The sequence below is a fragment of the Christiangramia sp. OXR-203 genome (genome assembly GCF_034372165.1).
In the GTDB taxonomy this organism is placed as follows: Bacteria; Bacteroidota; Bacteroidia; order Flavobacteriales; family Flavobacteriaceae; genus Christiangramia.
The window spans coordinates 845,187-864,822 of the sequence record NZ_CP139698.1; the positions used below are offsets into that span (position 1 = coordinate 845,187).

General features: G+C 38.9%; 18 protein-coding genes. 12 read left to right on the forward strand and 6 right to left on the reverse strand.

Translation table 11 applies throughout. From position 1 onward, the window contains the following. The first annotated feature begins 38 nt into the window (after positions 1–38). The 5 genes from T8I65_RS03880 to T8I65_RS03900 all read left to right on the forward strand — a co-directional run bounded on the left by T8I65_RS03880 (position 39) and on the right by T8I65_RS03900 (position 7,195). Positions 39–902: a hydroxymethylglutaryl-CoA lyase gene (locus T8I65_RS03880; protein WP_322302123.1), complete on the forward strand. Its 864-nt coding sequence runs from the start codon at positions 39–41 to the stop codon at positions 900–902. Between the two features lie 134 nt (positions 903–1,036). Beyond that, entirely contained in the window at positions 1,037–2,248 is a 1,212-nt protein-coding gene (locus T8I65_RS03885; protein ID WP_322302124.1) for a DUF4856 domain-containing protein, read from the forward strand. A 43-nt stretch (positions 2,249–2,291) separates the two neighbouring features. Beyond that, complete coding sequence (locus T8I65_RS03890) at positions 2,292–3,410, forward strand: imelysin family protein (protein ID WP_322302125.1); 1,119 nt, start codon at positions 2,292–2,294, stop codon at positions 3,408–3,410. A 7-nt stretch (positions 3,411–3,417) separates the two neighbouring features. Continuing rightward, on the forward strand, positions 3,418–4,782 hold the full coding sequence (locus tag T8I65_RS03895; protein WP_322302126.1) for an HTTM domain-containing protein: 1,365 nt from the start codon (positions 3,418–3,420) through the stop codon (positions 4,780–4,782). Beyond that, positions 4,763–7,195: a TonB-dependent receptor domain-containing protein gene (locus T8I65_RS03900; RefSeq protein WP_322302777.1), complete on the forward strand. Its 2,433-nt coding sequence runs from the start codon at positions 4,763–4,765 to the stop codon at positions 7,193–7,195. Before T8I65_RS03895 ends, T8I65_RS03900 begins: the two co-directional genes overlap by 20 nt. Before the next feature lies 1 nt (position 7,196). On the opposite strand, the gene T8I65_RS03905 is transcribed toward T8I65_RS03900, so the two are convergent. Further along, complete coding sequence (locus T8I65_RS03905) at positions 7,197–7,439, reverse strand: hypothetical protein (protein ID WP_035695904.1); 243 nt, start codon at positions 7,437–7,439, stop codon at positions 7,197–7,199. A 201-nt stretch (positions 7,440–7,640) separates the two neighbouring features. Here T8I65_RS03905 and guaB point away from each other — a divergent pair, with 201 nt between their 5' ends. Next, complete coding sequence (gene guaB, locus T8I65_RS03910) at positions 7,641–9,113, forward strand: IMP dehydrogenase (RefSeq protein WP_298246353.1); 1,473 nt, start codon at positions 7,641–7,643, stop codon at positions 9,111–9,113. 69 nt (positions 9,114–9,182) lie between these two features. Here the strand turns inward: guaB and T8I65_RS03915 are convergent, their stop codons facing one another. Beyond that, a complete protein-coding gene (locus tag T8I65_RS03915; protein ID WP_322302127.1) occupies positions 9,183–9,734 on the reverse strand; it encodes an OmpH family outer membrane protein in 552 nt (183 codons plus the stop codon). A gap of 64 nt (positions 9,735–9,798) precedes the next feature. Continuing rightward, entirely contained in the window at positions 9,799–10,251 is a 453-nt protein-coding gene (locus T8I65_RS03920; protein ID WP_322302128.1) for an SRPBCC family protein, read from the reverse strand. Positions 10,252–10,448: 197 nt separating this feature from the next. Here T8I65_RS03920 and T8I65_RS03925 point away from each other — a divergent pair, with 197 nt between their 5' ends. From T8I65_RS03925 to T8I65_RS03950, 6 genes are all read left to right on the forward strand, one after another. Beyond that, positions 10,449–11,309, forward strand: a complete 861-nt coding sequence (locus T8I65_RS03925) for a peptidyl-prolyl cis-trans isomerase (RefSeq protein ID WP_322302129.1) — start codon at positions 10,449–10,451, stop codon at positions 11,307–11,309. Beyond that, positions 11,272–12,720, forward strand: coding sequence for a peptidylprolyl isomerase (locus tag T8I65_RS03930; protein WP_416173205.1), 1,449 nt, complete (start codon positions 11,272–11,274; stop codon positions 12,718–12,720). The genes T8I65_RS03925 and T8I65_RS03930 overlap by 38 nt, the downstream gene beginning before the upstream one ends. A 3-nt stretch (positions 12,721–12,723) precedes the next feature. After that, positions 12,724–13,674: a MoxR family ATPase gene (locus tag T8I65_RS03935; protein WP_322302131.1), complete on the forward strand. Its 951-nt coding sequence runs from the start codon at positions 12,724–12,726 to the stop codon at positions 13,672–13,674. Continuing rightward, on the forward strand, positions 13,674–13,976 hold the full coding sequence (locus T8I65_RS03940; RefSeq protein ID WP_322302132.1) for a hypothetical protein: 303 nt from the start codon (positions 13,674–13,676) through the stop codon (positions 13,974–13,976). Before T8I65_RS03935 ends, T8I65_RS03940 begins: the two co-directional genes overlap by 1 nt. A gap of 184 nt (positions 13,977–14,160) precedes the next feature. Next, positions 14,161–16,428, forward strand: a complete 2,268-nt coding sequence (locus T8I65_RS03945) for an aconitate hydratase (RefSeq protein ID WP_322302133.1) — start codon at positions 14,161–14,163, stop codon at positions 16,426–16,428. Positions 16,429–16,624: 196 nt separating this feature from the next. Further along, positions 16,625–17,185 (forward strand): TlpA disulfide reductase family protein, encoded by a 561-nt coding sequence (locus T8I65_RS03950; RefSeq protein ID WP_322302134.1) that lies wholly within the window; start codon positions 16,625–16,627, stop codon positions 17,183–17,185. On the opposite strand, the gene T8I65_RS03955 is transcribed toward T8I65_RS03950, so the two are convergent. Genes T8I65_RS03955 through T8I65_RS03965 form a run of 3 tightly spaced genes read right to left on the reverse strand, consistent with a single transcriptional unit; the run spans position 17,186 to position 19,634 of the window. Continuing rightward, on the reverse strand, positions 17,186–18,322 hold the full coding sequence (locus T8I65_RS03955) for a lycopene cyclase family protein (protein WP_322302135.1): 1,137 nt from the start codon (positions 18,320–18,322) through the stop codon (positions 17,186–17,188). It abuts the gene before it with no gap. Between the two features lie 13 nt (positions 18,323–18,335). Beyond that, positions 18,336–18,785 carry a sterol desaturase family protein gene (locus tag T8I65_RS03960; protein ID WP_322302778.1) on the reverse strand — a complete coding sequence of 150 codons (450 nt, stop codon included), beginning with the start codon at positions 18,783–18,785 and terminating at the stop codon, positions 18,336–18,338. Between the two features lie 9 nt (positions 18,786–18,794). Next, positions 18,795–19,634 carry a phytoene/squalene synthase family protein gene (locus T8I65_RS03965; protein ID WP_322302136.1) on the reverse strand — a complete coding sequence of 280 codons (840 nt, stop codon included), beginning with the start codon at positions 19,632–19,634 and terminating at the stop codon, positions 18,795–18,797. Positions 19,635–19,636 lie beyond the last annotated feature (2 nt).

Here is a 19,636-nt window from a genome sequence, read left to right on the forward strand (position 1 = left end):
TCTTTTTAAATTTTCTTTAAAATACTATCTTTGACCATATGGCTCAAGTGAAACTAATCGAATGTCCCCGCGATGCGATGCAGGGAATTAAAGAATTCATTCCTACAGAGAAAAAGGCGCAGTATATTCAGTCCCTTTTAAGATGCGGATTTGATACTATCGACTTTGGAAGTTTTGTTTCACCCAAGGCTATCCCCCAAATGAAAGATACGGCAGATCTGCTTTCAAGATTGGATCTTTCTAAAACGCAGTCCAAATTACTTGCCATCGTAGCCAATACTCGCGGAGCACAGGATGCTTCAGAATTTGAAGAAATTGATTACCTGGGATATCCATTTTCGATTTCTGAAAATTTTCAAATGCGGAATACTCATAAAACCATTGCTGAATCTGTAGAAGTGTTGCAGGAGATCCTTGATATTGCAAACTCTTGCAATAAAGAAGTAGTCGCTTACCTGAGCATGGGCTTTGGGAATCCATATGGAGATCCATGGAACGTGGAAATCGTTGGAGAATGGACAGAAAAGCTGGCGGGAATGGGAGTAAAGATCCTGAGCCTTTCAGATACTGTTGGAACATCTTCGCCAGATATCATTGAATATTTGTTTTCAAACCTTATTCCCAAATATCCTGAGGTGGAATTTGGAGCCCATTTACATACAACTCCGGCAAAATGGCATGAAAAGATCGACGCTGCCTACAAGGCTGGATGTAGAAGGTTTGATGGTGCAATTCAGGGATTTGGCGGTTGCCCTATGGCTAAAGATGAACTAACAGGGAACATGCCTTCAGAAAAAATGCTTTCCTATTTCAATGCTGCCAAAGTAGATAGTAATATTAAAATGACCAGTTTCGAGTCATCTTATAACGAGGCTTCAAAGATCTTCAACGCCTACCATTAATACTCTTTATTGATTTCTAAAGAGGTATTAATAAAACCTATTTAAAATTAATCTAAATAAACTTGCGGTAATTACAACCTCATATTATATTTGCGCTGGAATTAGTTATTTTAAACCAGTCTAAATAAAACTATATGAAAAAGCTGTTCGTTTCAGCCTTTGTTGCAGCCCTTACTTTAAGCTCATGTTCATCTGATGATGATGCTGATATTCTAAACGAGAAAAATATTGAAGTTCCGGTTTCTTACGATTTTACGAGAAACGGTGAATCTACTGTAAACTTTGAAGGACAAACTACCAGACTACAAATGTCTGCTGAACTTCTATCAAACTTTACCGATTTTGACAACGCTTCAGAAGAAATGTTGCTGAATATGTTCGCGAATGAAAATTCACCTTTCGATAATGAAGATCTTAATGCTTCCAGTAAAAGTATCAAATCCAAAGTAGCAGCTTCAAACTTGTATTTTTCTACCAATAATGTAGAAGCCAGTGAGATCAAATCTGATTTTGAATCCTGGATCACCGAGCAAATGACTACTGTTAAAGCTAATAAAGATATGCTTGCAGAAGCAGGTCAGGCAGGACAGATTGCACAGGGAACGCGTGTAAGATACGTGAACGGAAAAGGTCTGGAATTGAATCAGGCATTTGCAAAGTCACTTATTGGTGGTCTTCTTGCAGATCAAATTCTTAATAATTACCTATCTCAGCCAGTTCTTGACGAAGCAGATAATAGGTTGAATAATGATGATGAGCTTCCGGAAGAGGGTAAAAATTACACTACAATGGAGCATAAGTGGGATGAAGCTTATGGTTACTTATATGGTGATCCATCAATTCCTGCTTCCAATCCAAATTCTATCCTGAATGAAAGCGATGACAGATTATTGTTCAGCTATTTAGGACAGGTTGATGAAGATGAAGATTTCGCCGGAATAGCTGAAGAAACTTTTGAAGCCTTTAAAACTGGTAGAGCAGCAATCGTTGCAGGGAATTACGTAGTACGTGATGAGCAGGTTGCTATTATTCGTGAGAATATTTCCAAAACTATCGCGGTAAGAGCAGTTTACTATCTGCAGGATGGTAAGAACCTTCTTGCAAATGGTGAGTTTGGAGCAGCATTCCATGCGCTATCTGAAGGTTATGGTTTCCTTTATAGCTTAAGATTCACCAATGATCCTATGACGAATATGCCTTATGTAAGCGTGTCTGATATCAATAATTTTAAAGATCAATTATTAAGCGGAAATGGTTTCTGGGAAGTAAGTCCTGATACTCTGGACAGTATTTCAGAAAAGATCGCTGCAGAATTTGATTTTAGTGTAGCTGAAGCAGCAGAATAATAATTTACCGGAGTCTTGTGCTCCGGTTTCTCAATTAAACGATATGATTAAATTTTCAAGACTATTCATTGTATTTGCACTGATCTTCGCTGCTTGTTCTTCTGAAGATGACGGCACAGAGACAGGTGGGGAAACTGGAGGAACAGATTCTTTTGATCGTGGCGCAATGCTTGTAAACTGGGCAGATAATATCATTGTCCCTGCTTACAATAACATGGCTGCTAAGACGCAGAATGTGGAAACGGCAGCTACTGCTTTTACCACAGCTCCAGATGCTGCAGGTTTGCAGCAACTTCGTGAGGCTTATGTAGATGCATACAAGAGCTTCCAGTCGGTTTCTATGTTCCAGGTTGGAAAGGCAGAGGAAATTAACTATCGTAGTTATCTAAATACATATCCGGCAAATACCTCGAATATCGATTCTAAAATAAGTTCAGGTTCTTTCAATCTGGAATTACCTTCCAGTTTTGCAGAACAGGGACTGCCAGCTTTGGATTACCTTTTATTCGGTATGGGAACTTCGGAAGAAATCGTTGCTATATATAGCTCAAACGAGAACTACCGTACCTATTTAAATGCTGTAGCCTCAAGAATGAATGCTCTTACTACTGAGGTTTCAAATTCATGGAATGGAGACTACAGAGATACTTTTGTAAGCAATACTTCTTCATCAAGCACAGGATCTGTTGATAAATTTACGAATGACTATGTAATGTACTTCGAGAAGATTCTTAGATCTGGAAAGATAGGATTTCCGGCAGGTGCATTTACAGGGACTGCGTCTCCTTCTAATGTAGAAGCGCGTTTCAATGCTGAGATTTCAAGAGAACTTTATCTGGAAGCGGTACAAAGCTTTGAAGACTTTTTCTACGGAAGACATTTTTCAGGAAATGGAACTGGAAGCAGCTACAAACAGTATCTTGAGTATCTGGATAGTATGAAAGACGGAGCAGATCTGGCTAGTTTAATTGAGGATCAATTAGATGCCATCCAATCTCAAAGTTCATCTCTGGAAACGAATCTGAAATCACAGGTAGAAAAAGATAACACTAAAATGCTGGAAGCTTATGACGAATTGCAGAAGGCTGTGATTCTACTAAAAGTTGATATGATGCAGGCATTATCGATTAGTGTGGATTATGTAGATTCAGATGGGGATTAATATCTGAATGCTGTTTTCTGCAAATAAATATCTAAAAAAGTATACGGAAGCTGCCCCTTTGGCGGCTTTTCGTTTATTTTTTGGTTTGATGATGTTTGCCAGTATCGTGCGTTTCTGGGCCAACGGCTGGATCGAGAAACTTTATATTGCCCCAAAATTTTTCTTCTCTTATTATGGATTTGAATGGGTACAGCCAATAGGTGAGTATACCTATCTAATATTTATCATCTGTGGGCTTTCTGCCCTGGCTGTCGCAGCAGGTTTCAAATACCGACTATCTATCATCGTGTTTTTCCTGAGTTTCACTTATATCGAGCTCATGGATAAGACAACGTATTTGAACCACTATTATTTTATTAGTATCCTGAGCTTTTTGATGATCTTTCTTCCCGCGAATGTCTATTTTTCTATAGATGCCTGGAGAGATAAAAAGAAATCCTTTCAAAAAGTACCGGCCTGGTGCGTGGATTCTTTAAAACTGCTTCTAGCGATCGTATATTTCTATGCGGGACTGGCAAAACTAAATTCAGATTGGTTGTTGAGAGCCATGCCTTTGAAAATCTGGCTACCCTCCAAATATGATCTGCCGTGGCTGGGCGACATCATGCAGCAGGAATGGTTGCATTACGCCTTTAGCTGGAGCGGGATGTTATACGATCTTTTCATACCATTTCTATTACTGTGGCGTCGCACAAGATTTGTAGCTTTTATCATGGTGATCATTTTTCATGTACTCACCCGTGTACTTTTTCCTATCGGAATGTTCCCTTACATCATGATCGTAAGCGCCTTGATATTTTTTAGTCCGAAGCTGCACCACAGGATCCTGAAGTTTATTGCTGAAATATTTAAGATCGATAAATCAAAATTCGATACTTCTGAAGTATACCAATTTCCTGATATTACTGGTAAGATCGTGAGAACTGTCGTAGTGATATTCTTTACAGTTCAGCTTTTACTACCATGGAGATATTTAGCATACCCGGGAGAATTATTCTGGACTGAAGAAGGTTTTAGATTCAGCTGGCGGGTGATGCTTATGGAAAAAGCTGGTTACGCTCAGTTTAAGATAGTAGATGCTGAAACCGGAAATCGTTTTTACGTTAATAATTCAGATTTTCTGACTCCTTTCCAGGAAAAACAGATGTCCTTCCAACCAGATTTTATTTTGCAATACGCGAAATTTCTTGAAGATCATTTCAGCAAAGATGGTCATAAGAATATAGAGATTTACGTAGAGAACTACGTGGCGCTTAACGGCAGAAAGAGTGCGCCTTACATCGATCCTGATGTAAATTTGCTTAATTTTGCCGACTCGTTTGAACACAAAGAATTCATATTACCATTCCAGGATGAAATTAAAGGTCTTTAGTATCATATTCTTGTTTACTTCACTGGCTCAGGCTCAGTTCACGGTTAGTGGAACGGTTACTTCAGTTGAAGACGGTTCTGCTATTGCTAATGCTGAAGTATGGAACAAAACAGTTTCAGAAATGGTACTTACCAATGAAGATGGGATTTTCAGAATAGAGAATCTTCAGGAGGGTAATTACGAATTTGCAGTTTTCAGTTTTGAATATGCGATCGCAGATAAAGAGATCTTTATAAATGCTGATACCCAAGTGAATTTTGAGCTTGCAAAACTTTCCAATAACCTTAGTGAAGTAATGATCACTAATCGCAGGGAAGAGGTATTCGCGCTAAGAAAACTACGTAAGGTAGAAGGAACTGCAATTTATGCAGGTAAGAAAAGTGAGGTGGTTCTGCTTGATAAAACAGTAGGAAACCTGGCGGCTAATAATGCCAGACAGATCTACAATCAGGTGGTAGGACTCAATATCTATGATAATGGCGATGCTGGATTGCAATTAAATATTGGAGGTCGCGGGCTTGATCCTAACCGAACCCAGAATTTTAATACCAGGCAAAACGGTTACGATATTTCAGCAGATGTTTTGGGATATCCTGAAAGCTACTACACACCTCCTGCAGAAGCTCTTAAAGAGATTCAGGTGGTTCGTGGAGCCGCATCCTTGCAATACGGGACACAGTTTGGCGGGATGATCAACTTCAAATTCAAAGAACCGGTAAAGGATAAAAAGATAGAGCTTATTTCCAGGCAGAGTGTAGGCTCGTATGATCTTTTTACCAGTTTCAACAGCCTTAGTGGAACTGTAGGTAAATTGAGTTATTACACTTATTTTCATTATAAAGGCGGGGAAGGTTTTCGGCCAAATTCTGGTTACGATTCCAGGAATGTATTCGCTCATCTTGGTTACCAGTTAAGTGATCGCACCAATATTAGTTTTGAGTATACGTACCTGGATTACCTTGCACAACAACCGGGAGGGCTTTCAGATTTTCAATTCTATGAAGATCCGGATTTTAGCAATCGGGAAAGAAACTGGTTCGATGTTAACTGGAATCTTTATGCCTTCAAACTACAACACAAACTTACAGACAGAACAGATGTTAGCGTTAATTTCTTCGGGCTGGATGCGACAAGAAAAGCGCTTGGATTTAGAGTAGATAGAGTTTCCCAGGTAGATGATCTGGATGCACCAAGAGAATTGCTGGTAGACAATTTTTCAAATTGGGGAATCGAAACGAGGTTTTTAACAAGGTACGACCTGCTTAATGATCAGTCGGTTTTCCTAATTGGAGCAAAGTATTATGATGCCAATAATGACCAAAGACAAGGACCTGGCAGTAATACGACCGGTCCCGATTTCTCCTTTGCAGATGCAACATATCCAGATTACGCGAGACAGGCTGAGTTTAACTTCCCAAATAAGAACCTTGCAATTTTTGGAGAGAACATTTTTAATATTTCTGAAAGATTATCGGTTACTCCCGGCTTTAGATTTGAATATATAAACACTGCTTCTGAAGGGTCTTACAAAAATATTATTTTGGATCTGGCAGGAAATCCACTTCAGAATGAAACTGTAGAAGATAGTCGTGATTTCGAGCGTTCTTTCGTCTTACTTGGTGTTGGATCCAGTTATTCCCTGAATCCTAAGAACGAACTCTACGCAAATATCTCCCAGAATTACAGGTCTGTTACCTTTAATGATATTAGAGTTGTGAATCCCAATCTTGTCATAGATCCTGAAATTACCGATGAAGAAGGTTTCACTGCAGATGTTGGTGTGCGTGGAAGACTTGCCGATAAGGTTTCTTATGATGTAAGCGTTTTTGGATTAAGGTATAATGACAGGATAGGGGTTGTGGACGTGGCTACAGCTACAGATTATTACCGATATAAATCCAATATTGGTGATGCCTTTATATACGGTTTGGAAACATTCGCTGACTGGGATCTGAAGAATACTTTTTTTGAAGCTTCTGAAGATCATAAGCTCAACTATTTTGTGAATGCTGCCTTTACGAGTTCTGAATATGTGGATTCTAATGAGATCAATGTAGAAGGAAATGAGGTTGAATTTATTCCAAAGGTAAACCTGAAAACCGGTCTTAACTTTGGTTATAAAAACTTTCTCGCAGGTCTTCAATATACCTATTTATCTGAACAGTTCTCAGACGCTACGAATGCTCCTCAGGATGTAGATGATAGGATCAATGGAATTCGAGGTTCCATTCCATCTTATGGAATTATGGATGTATCTGCTAGCTATACCCTTGGCAAATTTAAGCTGGAAGCAGGGATCAATAATCTGTTGGATAATAGTTACTTTACACGTAGGGCCACAGGATATCCCGGGCCTGGGATCATTCCCGCACAGCCGCTTACCTGGTATTCAAGTCTGCAGATAAAATTATAGATCACGCAGTAGCTTGCGGTGCCCAGTGACTGCATAACATTCCTGGTGCTGCTTTTTGGGGATTCGCACAGGTTGGACTTTCATATCTGGCACAATTAAGGCAGTTCTTCTCATTTTTGATAGCCGCTTTCATTTCAAAACTGTCGCATGTATGCTGAACGTTTACCGCGGTTTCATGTTTAGTGCAAAAGTTATTCTGAAAATTGTCGCAATTAGTGCAGCTGTTTCCTAGTCTAATACTCATAATCGATTCATTTTAAACTAAAGATAATACGCTATTCATTAAGAATGAATTTAAATACCTGCAGACCATGTGATTAGATGAAGGTTTAAACTTTTGCGGTTTCCTATTTCAAAAAGGATATTTATGTTTTGTTAAGTGGAATACTTCATTGATTGTCACTTATAAACCATATCTTTGCATGCAATTAAATCTCTAATTGCAATGATCGCACACGATTCCAAAATTCTAGGTGACGGACTCACTTATGACGATGTACTTTTAGTACCGGCATACTCTGAAGTTCTCCCAAGAGAAGTAAGCATTCAGTCAAAATTTACACGCAATATTCCAATTAACGTTCCTATCGTTTCCGCAGCGATGGATACCGTGACCGAATCCAGAATGGCAATTGCCATGGCTAGAGAAGGAGGGATTGGCGTACTTCACAAGAACATGACGATCGAGCAGCAGGCTTTGAAAGTTAGAAAGGTAAAGCGTGCAGAAAGCGGGATGATCATTGATCCGGTTACCTTGCCAATTACAGCCAAGGTTGGAGATGCTAAAGATTCCATGAAAGAACATAGCATTGGAGGAATTCCAATTGTAGATGATGCCGGGAAACTTATTGGAATTGTAACCAATCGTGACCTAAGATTCGAAAAGAATACAGGAAGACCTATACAAGAGGTAATGACCTCAGAAAACCTGGTAACCGTTTCTGAAGGAACTTCATTGGAGGATGCAGAAGTTATTCTACAGGAAAACAAGATTGAAAAACTTCCAGTTGTAAACGCTGAGGATAAACTGGTTGGTTTGATCACTTTTCGTGATATCACTAAACTTACCCAAAAGCCCATGGCTAATAAGGATACCTACGGAAGACTTCGCGTAGCCGCAGCAGTGGGTGTCACCGGAGATGCAGTGGACCGCGCTGAAGCTTTAGTAAATGCAGGTGTGGACGCAATCATTATTGATACCGCCCATGGTCACACTAAAGGTGTGGTGCAGGTGCTTAAAGAAGTAAAGAAGAAATTCCCAGATCTTGACGTAGTTGTTGGAAATATCGCTACCGGAGAAGCTGCTAAATACCTGGTTGATGCAGGTGCAGATGCTGTTAAAGTAGGGATTGGACCAGGTTCTATTTGTACAACGCGAGTTGTGGCTGGAGTCGGTTTTCCACAATTTTCAGCAGTGCTTGAGGTTGCAGCAGCAATTAAAGGTTCTGGCGTGCCGGTAATCGCCGATGGAGGAATTCGTTATACCGGAGATATTCCGAAAGCGATAGCAGCAGGTGCAGATTGTGTGATGCTTGGTTCGCTGCTGGCAGGAACTAAGGAATCACCGGGTGAAACGATCATATATGAAGGTCGTAAATTCAAGTCTTACCGTGGAATGGGATCTGTTGAAGCTATGGAAAAAGGTTCGAAAGATCGATACTTCCAGGATGTAGAAGATGATATTAAGAAACTTGTTCCAGAAGGAATTGTAGGAAGAGTTCCTTACAAAGGAGACCTGGAAGAAAGTATTCACCAGTTCATTGGTGGGCTCAAAGCCGGAATGGGTTATTGCGGTGCAGGTGATGTAGAAACCTTGAAGGAAACTGGGAAGTTTGTTAGAATTACAGCTGCTGGAGTCCACGAAAGTCATCCCCATGATGTGACGATCACAAAAGAATCTCCTAATTACAGTAGATAATCTAAGAAATTGAAATAAAAAAAAGCCCTGCAATTTGTAGGGCTTTTTTGTTTGAAATAACTGGAGTTTCTAGTTTTCTGTGGTAGTAGATCCAGCAGCCTGTTGAGTAGTTTTAGGTTTTACTTCTATACCCATTTTTTCCATCACTTTAAGCGTGATATCATCCTGTTCTCTTGAGAATGCAAGTCCGCCAGAACCAGAATGAAAAATCTGAGTGTAACCTTCTTCCTGGATCACTTCTTTCATTGCTGTATCGATCTTTGCATAAAGCGGGCCGGTTAGTTCACTTCTTTTCATTTGAAGCATTACAGATGCTTTCTGTCTGAAGCCTTTGATCTCATTCTCCATTCCAATGATCTCGTTTTCCTTTTCTTTTTTAACATCATCGGTAAGACCTACATTGGTTTCCTGGTATTCCTTTACCGCTGTTTCGTATTTTCCAATAGTGTTCTTAAGGTCGCCCTGAAGCTCTTCGTTGTAAACTTCCAGAGATTTATTTACTTCAGCATTTTCTGGCATTTGAGCCAGAATATATTCTGCATCAATAGTTCCAATTTTTGATTGTGCGTTTGCAGAAATTACTACAAATAGCATTAAAATGGCAATACTTAATCGTTTCATTCTAAATATTTTTTCGCAAATATAACAGGCTGAGGAAAATATCAGCTATTCTACAGAAAATTAATTATTTATCGAGCACACTTTTACCTTCTTCAGCAAAAGCTTTGAAATCTGTCATGAATTGTTTTGATTGTTTCTTGAACGCTCCGGGCATCAACATTCCAATAGCTTTCATAAACCCTGAGAATCTGAACTCATTATGCGCACGCCACAGCGTTTTCCCAGGTTCGATCTCCTCGAAATAATTAGCCTGTTGGTTAAATACTCCTTTAGCAATATAAGTAGCTTCATATTTTAGAGGAAGTTCGTTGGCAAGTATGGTCTCGGTCATTTCGATCTCACGACCATTCATCTTGAACTTCAGAAGATTTTGAGAGCCTTTTTCTCCAAGTACTCCGTTTATGGGTTTCATGAAAATAAAACCTTCCTGCCAGTGTTTAAGACTTTCCGGATCTGAAAATTTTTCTATGACCTCATTAAGAGGTTTGTTTATCACAATTTTCTGTTCGTATTTCATATGATGTTGCTTTAGCTTCAGTCTAAAGATACTACGGAAATAAAAATCTTTCAGAATTTATAATTTCGTAGGTTGCTTATTCGTTATGCCTTTAGCTTGCAGAACCTCAAGTAATTGTTATTTTTGCGCGGATAGTAAGTTTAGTAAGAGCTGAAGGTGTTTTCAGCTTAATAAAAGAGGTGCTTAAACGATTGATTTTGAATAGACGTTTTTATTGGTTTTACCTTGGATTGTGCTCCTTGCTTTTTGGCAGTTGTGAGTATTTTCAGCAAACCGATAACAGGGTACAGGTAGTAAGAGTCAATGATTCTTATTTGTACGAGGAGGATATACAGTCTCTTATTGATGAAGATACCTCTCCAGAAGACAGTGCGATTATTGTTGGTAATTATGTGACTCGTTGGGCTACTCAGCAATTATTGATCGACCGGGCTAAGCTTAATTTACCCGGAGAACAACAGGCAGAATTCAATGCCCTGGTGGAGAACTATAAGAATGAGTTGTATACCAATGCTTATACAGATGCCATTGTCACCCGGGATCTTGATACCTCCCTCAACAAGAACGAGATCGAGGCTTATTATGAGAAGAATGGGGAAAATTTTATTCTGAATGAGGACCTTGTAAAGCTCAGGTATATTAATCTTCCGAAGAATACGAACAACCTTGATGAAATAAGAACTAAATTTCGCCGCTTTGATGCTGAAGATCAGGAAGCATTAAGCAATATGGCGATTCAGTTTAAAAATTATAGCATGAACGATTCTGTTTGGGTTAAAACAAAATCTGTTTATGATAAAATTGGTCCGCTTTCTGTTGAGGATCGGTCCAAGCTATTGCGAAAATCAAATTTCCTGGAGTTAAAGGATTCATTAAATGTGTACCTTGTATATGTGAATGATGTACTGGCAAGAAATGAACAGGCTCCTTTAGATTATGCTTCAGCAACCATTCGCGAGATTTTGCTGAATAAGAGAAAGCAATCGCTTATTAAAGAATTAGAAAAGGATATTACTAAAGATGCAATTAAAAATAATGAATTTGAAATCTACAATTAAACCGCTATTTTCAGGAGTGTGCATGATGTTCACGGCTCTTGGTTTTTCACAGGAAGTGATCGTAACAGATAGTACGTCGATCCAGCCAGATGCTGAGGTGAAGCAAGTGGAAAACGAAATGCAGGGGAAACAGCGTATGAAGGTTGATGGTATCGCTGCAGTAGTTGGAGAATATATCATTCTTGAAAGTGATATCGACTTGATGTATAAAGATATGCAGTCACAGGGGATGACTACGGCAGAGGTGAATGATTGTAAACTGGCAGGTTCTCTAATGGAGAACAAATTGTACGCCCATCATGCGATACAGGATAGTATCATTATTAACGACAACCAGATTAATGGAATTGTTGATCAACAGATACAGGGATTGCAGCAACAGGCTGGTTCTATGGAGAAAGTGCTTGAATTCTACAAAAAAGATAGCGAAGCTGAGTTAAGAGATGAGATCTTTACTCTTACCAAGCAAAGACAGCTTGCGCAGCAAATGCAGGAAAAGATCATCGAGGATCTGGAAGTTACTCCGGAAGAAGTAAGACAGTATTACGTGCAAATGGAGGAAAAACCAATGTTTGGTACTGAAATTGAACTTTCTCAAATCGTGATCGAACCTGAAATTCCTCAGGAAGAAAGTCAGAAAGTTATAGATAGACTGAAAGGTTTTAAAGCTGATATTGAAGAGAATGGTTCAAGTTTTTCTACCAAAGCAGTTTTATATTCACAGGATCCTGGGACTGCTCCAGATGGTGGTAGAATTACACTTACCAGAAAAGATGCCTTTGTAAAAGAATTTAAGGATGTAGCCTTTAGTCTCCAGGAAGGTGAGGTTAGTGAACCTTTTGAAACTGAATTTGGTTACCATATTATCCAGATCGACAAAATTCGTGGGCAAACCGTAGAACTTAGACATATATTGTTGATCCCAGATGTAACAAATGCATCTGTGCAGGCAGCGAAAGCCGAAATCGATACTTTAAGAAGTAAGATCGTAAAAGGAGACTTAGAGTTTGCGGCGGCTGCTCGAGAAGCTTCAGATGAAGAAGAAACTAAAACTGAAGGTGGGAAATTGATCAATCCAAGAACCGGTGACACCAGATTTGAACTGACCAAGATCGATCCTAAATTATTTGAGCAGGTGGAATCTTTAGATGAAGGTGAAGTTTCCCTTGTTCTTACACAACAGGACAGAACAGGAAGACCGCAATTCAAGATTATCAAGGTTACTAAGAAAATTGAGGAGCATGAAGCAGATTATGCAACAGATTACCTTAAGATCAAGGAACTTGCATTAAGAGATAAACAACTCGACGTTATCGAAAAGTGGCAAAAAGAGAAGATCGCAGATACTTACATTAAAGTGAACGGAAAATACCGTGATTGTGATTATGCTAACGACTGGTTAAAACAATAATGAATGTCTGACGTTGCCCTGATAGCAAACCTGGTAAAGAAACACGCCGAACTAAGAACAGAGATCGCGAAAGTGATCGTTGGTCAGGATGAGGTTGTGCAACAGGTTCTACTTTCTATATTTTCGGGGGGACACTCGTTATTAATCGGAGTTCCAGGCCTTGCTAAAACATTGATGGTCAATACCATCGCAAAAGCGCTTGGTCTGGATTTCAAAAGAATACAATTCACCCCAGATCTTATGCCCAGCGATATTCTGGGATCTGAGATCCTAGATGAAAATCGCAAATTCAAGTTCATAAAGGGTCCGGTTTTCACCAATATACTACTCGCAGATGAGATCAACCGTACTCCTCCAAAAACACAGGCAGCATTACTTGAAGCCATGCAGGAACGAGCTGTAACGGTAGCCGGTCATCATTACAAGCTAGATAAACCCTATTTTGTTCTGGCTACGCAAAACCCGATTGAGCAGGAGGGAACCTATCCATTGCCTGAAGCTCAGCTTGACAGGTTTATGTTTGCAATAAATCTTGAATATCCAAGTTTTCAGGAAGAAGTGGATGTTGTGAAATCTACGACCACAGATGTTCAGAAAACAGTGAATCCATTATTTAATGCTGCAGAAATATCAGAAATTCAACAAGTGATTCGGCGTATCCCTGTGCCAGATAATGTTATTGAATACGCTGTGAGACTGGTAGGGAAAACTAGACCTGAGAAAGAAGCTTCAGATTTTGTTCAGAATTATATTGATTGGGGTGCTGGACCTAGAGCTTCTCAGAATTTAATTCTGGCTGCAAAAACTCATGCCGCAGTTCATGGTAAATTCTCACCAGATATTGAAAATGTTCAGGCGGTTGCCATTGGAATTTTAAGACATCGAATCATCAGGAATTACAAGGCAGAAGCTGAAGGTATTTCTGCTGAACAAATCATCAAAAATTTATTCTAGTGATCAATTTTCTAGAGCGTTATAAAATTCTCTTTTCCATACTTTTCTATCTCGCTTTTGGTAATAAGTTTCTTGCGAACATGGCAGGACTGGATGAATCTTCAGCTTTTATATTAAAATTTATATCCTCTGTATTTTTATTTGGATTTTGGGTTATCGTTCTGCTGGATATGATACTGAATAAACTTCGCGACAAAACATTCTGGATCCTATCCATGTTTTTTATTGCTTTTATGGCTCCTGTAGTTTATTTATTCCGAAGACAAAAGACACTCCGTGAACCTGCCAGATATTCGATATAGACTTCAAAGATTATCGAATTCTTAGAAATCGAACCTAAAATTCATTTTTATTGAATTTTCTATCGTAAAAATTACAATTTCAGAAATAATTTACAGTGATTTCTGACTATTGCTCCTTATTTTTAAAATCGGTCTAAATTTCCTATTTTTGCAAGACTTTTTTAGAATAAAAACAAAACAGAATATGGCATACGATATTGATATGATTAAGAAGGTGTATAGCCACATGGCGGAACGTGTGAATACAGCACGTGAAGTTGTTGGTAAACCTTTGACGCTTTCAGAAAAGATCCTTTATTCTCACTTATGGGATGGGAGTGCTAAAGAAGCATTCCAAAGAGGTAAGGATTATGTAGAATTTTCACCGGATAGAATTGCTTGTCAGGATGCGACCGCGCAAATGGCATTATTGCAATTTATGCAGGCAGGTAAGAAGCAGGTAGCTGTTCCTACAACTGTACATTGTGATCACCTTATTCAGGCGAAAATGGGAGCTGCGATAGATTTGCAATCTGCAAACAAAAGTAGTAGTGAGGTCTTTGATTTTCTGGAATCAGTATCAAATAAATACGGAATTGGATTCTGGAAACCAGGTGCAGGTATTATTCACCAGGTTGTTCTTGAAAACTACGCTTTTCCAGGTGGAATGATGATTGGAACCGATTCTCACACGGTGAACGCCGGTGGATTAGGAATGGTTGCTATTGGAGTAGGTGGAGCAGATGCTGTAGATGTTATGGCGGGAATGCCGTGGGAACTTAAATTTCCAAAACTTATTGGAGTGAAGTTAACCGGAAAACTTTCTGGATGGACTTCTTCTAAAGATGTGATCTTAAAAGTTGCAGGTATTCTTACTGTAAAAGGTGGGACCGGAGCAATCATAGAATATTTTGGTGAAGGTGCGCGTAACCTGTCCTGTACAGGTAAAGGTACTATTTGTAATATGGGTGCTGAAGTAGGAGCAACTACTTCTACATTTGGTTATGATGACTCAATGGAGCGTTACCTGAGAGCTACGAACCGTGCAGATGTTGCAGATGCAGCTAATGAAGTACGCGAGCACTTAACTGGTGATGATGAAGTATACGCAAATCCAGAGCAGTATTTTGATGAATTGATCGAGATCAATTTAGATGAATTGAAGCCTCACTTAAACGGACCGTTTACTCCAGACCTTGCAACTCCTATTTCTGAAATGGGAGCGAAGGCTAAGGAGCATGACTGGCCAATCAATGTTGATTGGGGACTAATTGGTTCCTGTACGAACTCTTCTTATGAAGATTTGACCAGAGCGGCTTCTATCGCAAAACAGGCGGTGGATAAAAAAGTAAAAGCTAAGTCCGACTTCGGAATCAACCCGGGATCTGAACAAATTAGATTTACTGCTGAAAGAGATGGATTACTTCAGATCTTTGAAGATCTTGACGCAACGATATTTACCAATGCCTGTGGACCATGTATTGGTCAGTGGGATCGTTCAGATAGAAAAGGTGAAGAGAAGAACACGATTGTTCATTCTTTCAACCGTAACTTCTCTAAACGTGCAGATGGAAACCCAAATACACACGCTTTTGTAGGTTCTCCCGAAATGGTTGCAGCAATTGCAATTTCTGGTAGACTGGATTTCGATCCAACCCGTGATAAGTTGATAAATGAGGAAGGTGAGGAAGTAATGCTGGACGAACCTCAGGGAATTGAACTTCCTACTAAAGGATTTGCTGTTGAGGATGCTGGATATGTTGCTCCAAATGAAGATGGAAGCAGTGTAGAAGTTAAAGTAGCAGAAGATAGTGAAAGACTTCAATTGCTTACACCTTTCGAGCCTTGGGATGGTAAAAATCTTACTGGCGCTAAATTATTGATCAAAGCATGGGGTAAATGTACTACCGACCATATTTCTATGGCAGGACCATGGTTGAGATATAGAGGACATTTAGATAATATTTCTAATAACTGTCTTATTGGAGCTATTAATGCTTACAACGAGAAGACTAATTTTGTAAAGAATCAGCTTACTGGTGAATACGATGGTGTACCGGCAGTACAGAGAGAATACAAAAAAGCAGGAATTCCAACAGTTGTAGTAGGAGATCATAACTACGGTGAAGGTTCTTCAAGAGAGCATGCAGCTATGGAGCCAAGACATTTAGGTGTTAAGGTGGTACTTGTGAAGTCTTTTGCTCGTATCCATGAGACAAACCTTAAGAAACAGGGAATGTTAGGTCTTACTTTCGCCAATGAAAGTGATTACGATCTAATTCAGGAAGATGATACTTTTAACTTTATAGATCTTGAAAACTTTGCACCAGATACGCCTCTTACTATAGAGATCGTTCATGCAGATGGAAGTAAGGATACCATTAAAGCTAATCATACTTATAATCAGCCACAGATAGAGTGGTATAAGCATGGATCTGCATTAAACCTTATTAAAAAGGAAAACGCAGCTTAAGTGATTAATTATATAGTTCTAAAAAACCTCAGGAGTGATCCTGAGGTTTTTTTAATTTTAGAATATTTGTATTGGGATTAAATCAATAATCAAATGATTTTTAGGTTAGAATTTTCAGCTTCTATTCAAATTGATTTAAAATGATCACTGTCCAAAATTGTAATTTTTCCGTTCTTTGCAGGACTTAAGCAATGCTATGAAATTATTCAAAAATCAGTGGTCAAATATTATCATCATCGTGATAATTCTGGTGATGGTGATTCCTCAAACCAGGAAGCCGGTTCAGATCTTTGTGAACAAACTTATTTCCTTCGCGCCCTCTGTAAATGATGAAGAGAACCAGGAAAAACTAGCCAGTTATGATTGGATACTGGAAGATAAGAGAGGTAAGAGAATAGAATTTTCTGAATTTCAAAATGAAGTTATCGTAGTCAATTTTTGGGCAACCTGGTGTCCGCCATGTATTGCCGAAATGCCAAGCTTCCAGGAAGTCTATGAGGATTATGGTGAAAAGGTGCGTTTTGTATTTGTTTCCGGAGAACAACATCAAACCACTGATAATTATATAAAGCGTAAACGCTTTACCTTACCTTCCTATAAGATGCGCACAAAAGCACCGGAGCCAATGCTGGGTAAAACATTGCCAACTACTTATGTGATCTCAAAATCTGGAAACATCGTTATAGACAAGGTTGGTTCTGCCGACTGGAACTCGGACAGCTTCCGAAGCACTCTTGATAAATTGCTGCAAGAGTAATTATAATTTATTGAAGAAAGATTGCAGGAACTGCGGGTGAAACATACTTTGCATGATCTTGATCTCTTCGGAAAATGTGGTTTCTTCATCCAGAAATTTGAATATATTCTGAATACTGTTTTTAGTATAGAACTTAGTGAACAATGATTCACCAAGATCATTCCGTTTTTCCAGAACATCCAGAAATATAGCATCATACCGCTGAAATCTCTTGCTGAACAAACCTTGCGACGGCCTCTTACCACTTTTGATATTTGCCAGCAGTTTGCTTACTTTTCGTTCAGTACTCTTAAATGAATACCCTGAAGATGCCTTTACCCAACCGCCGGCCGTTCCTATCTTCGTAATATGTTTAGAATTGTGCTTATGGAAAGGGTAGTCGGTCATTGGGATAATGCCAGTTTCACTTTCAGCAATTTTATAATTATCGATTTTTAAAACTTCTCGAATATATTTTTCCAGTTGCTCATCATATACTTTTCCTTCAGTTAGGAAGGGAGTAAAAAAGGTGAACTCTATAAGAGCGGATTTAGTAGATACGGGCAGAACATAAGTGAAACAAGTACTGTTCCTGTACTTGACCCGATAATCCATCATAGTAAAGCGTTCAGGGTCAAATCGAGCTTCCTGCGTTTCAATACTAATACCTTTAAAATGCTGGTATATTTTAGCACATCCAGAATCATCTCTGTATGAATCTGGTGGTCTGCTATCAAAAAAATGCGTGGCAGTGTAAGAGTCCTTTATACCTAAAGCTGTTCGTGTAACTTCATCGATCCTGCTAATCTTATCCTGGATGAAGTACGTGTCAGGATCCTTTGTTAATTCGCTTTTCGCATATTCATAAAAGTCGATGGACCTTAGCATCTTATAGGAATAAGGTGCAAAATCCAGTTCTTTCTCTACGGAATCTGCTATAAATGATCCTTGCTGCCATTCCTTCTGAATAAGCTCGTCCCATTTACCTGAACCTTCTTCCCAGAAGCACCAGGTTTTGTCGTTATCATTTTTAAGTGAAGGGTCAATAATTGCAATCTTTTTTCCTTTAAAAAAAATGTCCTTCCTGATTTCTAGAGCAAGCTGTAGCCCAGCCAGTCCACCACCAACGATGATGTAGTAATAGTCTGGCGTGATCATTTAGGGGTAGATTTTATTTTCTGAAATATTTAAAAGGTACGAATAACATTCCGAAGCATTCGCCGTCATCTTTTCCAAGATGTTTATGGTGCATTTTATGCGCTCGTCTTATACCCTTTGCGTATTTATTATTCGCATTTCTAAAGATCTTAAACCTTTGATGTATAAAAATATCGTGGACTGTAAAATATGTGATCCCGTAAGCGAGAATCCCAAGTCCAATAGGAAGGCCAAACCATACATCTTCATACCTCCAGAGCAGGAAACATCCAATACTTACAAGAGCGTAAAAAACGAAAAAAAGATCGTTTCGTTCCCACCAACTACTATGGTCTTTGTGGTGGTGATCCTTATGTAATTTCCACAAGAAACCGTGCATCACATATTTGTGCGTGAACCACGCCATTCCCTCCATTATCATAAAGGTTCCAAAAAATACTAAAAGCCATAATATCACTTGCATCATCATCAATTATATTAAATTCAATCTATAAGAAATATAAGATTTTGCCAGTAGTCCTGCTTTTTGATAATTCGGAACCCGAACCCGGCAATTTTTAATCTCCAAAGATGGGACGTTTTTAAGTTTCTGAAGTAATTTTCTGTAATATATATAAGCAGTATACACACCAAACTTAGCTTCAACCGGAAGATGAGCGATCCCGCTTAAGCCTTTACTGAAGTCTTCTTCAATTTCAGCAACGATCTGTTGTTTATTTACTTCGTCTAATTTTGAAAGGTCCACATTTGGGAAGTAGGATCTACTAAGATCTTCATAATCTGCTTTTAGATCCCGTAAGAAATTCACTTTTTGGAAAGCCGAACCGAGACTCATGGCGGAAGATTTTAATTCCTCGTACTTCGCCTGATCACCTTTTACAAAAACTTTTAAACACATAAGACCAACAACATCTGCGCTACCATAGATATATTGGCGGTACTCTTCCATGCTCAGATATTCAGATTTATGAAGATCCAGTCGCATGCTATCCATAAATGCCTTGTAAAGTTGAGGTTCTATTTCGTAACGGTGTACCGTTTCCTGAAAAGCATTCAGAATAGGATTAAGAGATATCCTTTGATCCAGCGCTTTATATAGATCGGCTTCAAAATCTTTAAACAATAGTTCCTTGTCATAATCATGAAAGCTATCCACGATCTCATCTGCAAATCTTACAAATCCGTAAATATTATAAATATCCTGCCTGATAGAGGGGGCCAGCATCTTAGTGGCCAGACTAAAAGAAGTACTGTAGCTATTGGTAACAGTTTTGCTACAGGACCGGGATACCGTATCAAAAATCGCTTTCATAA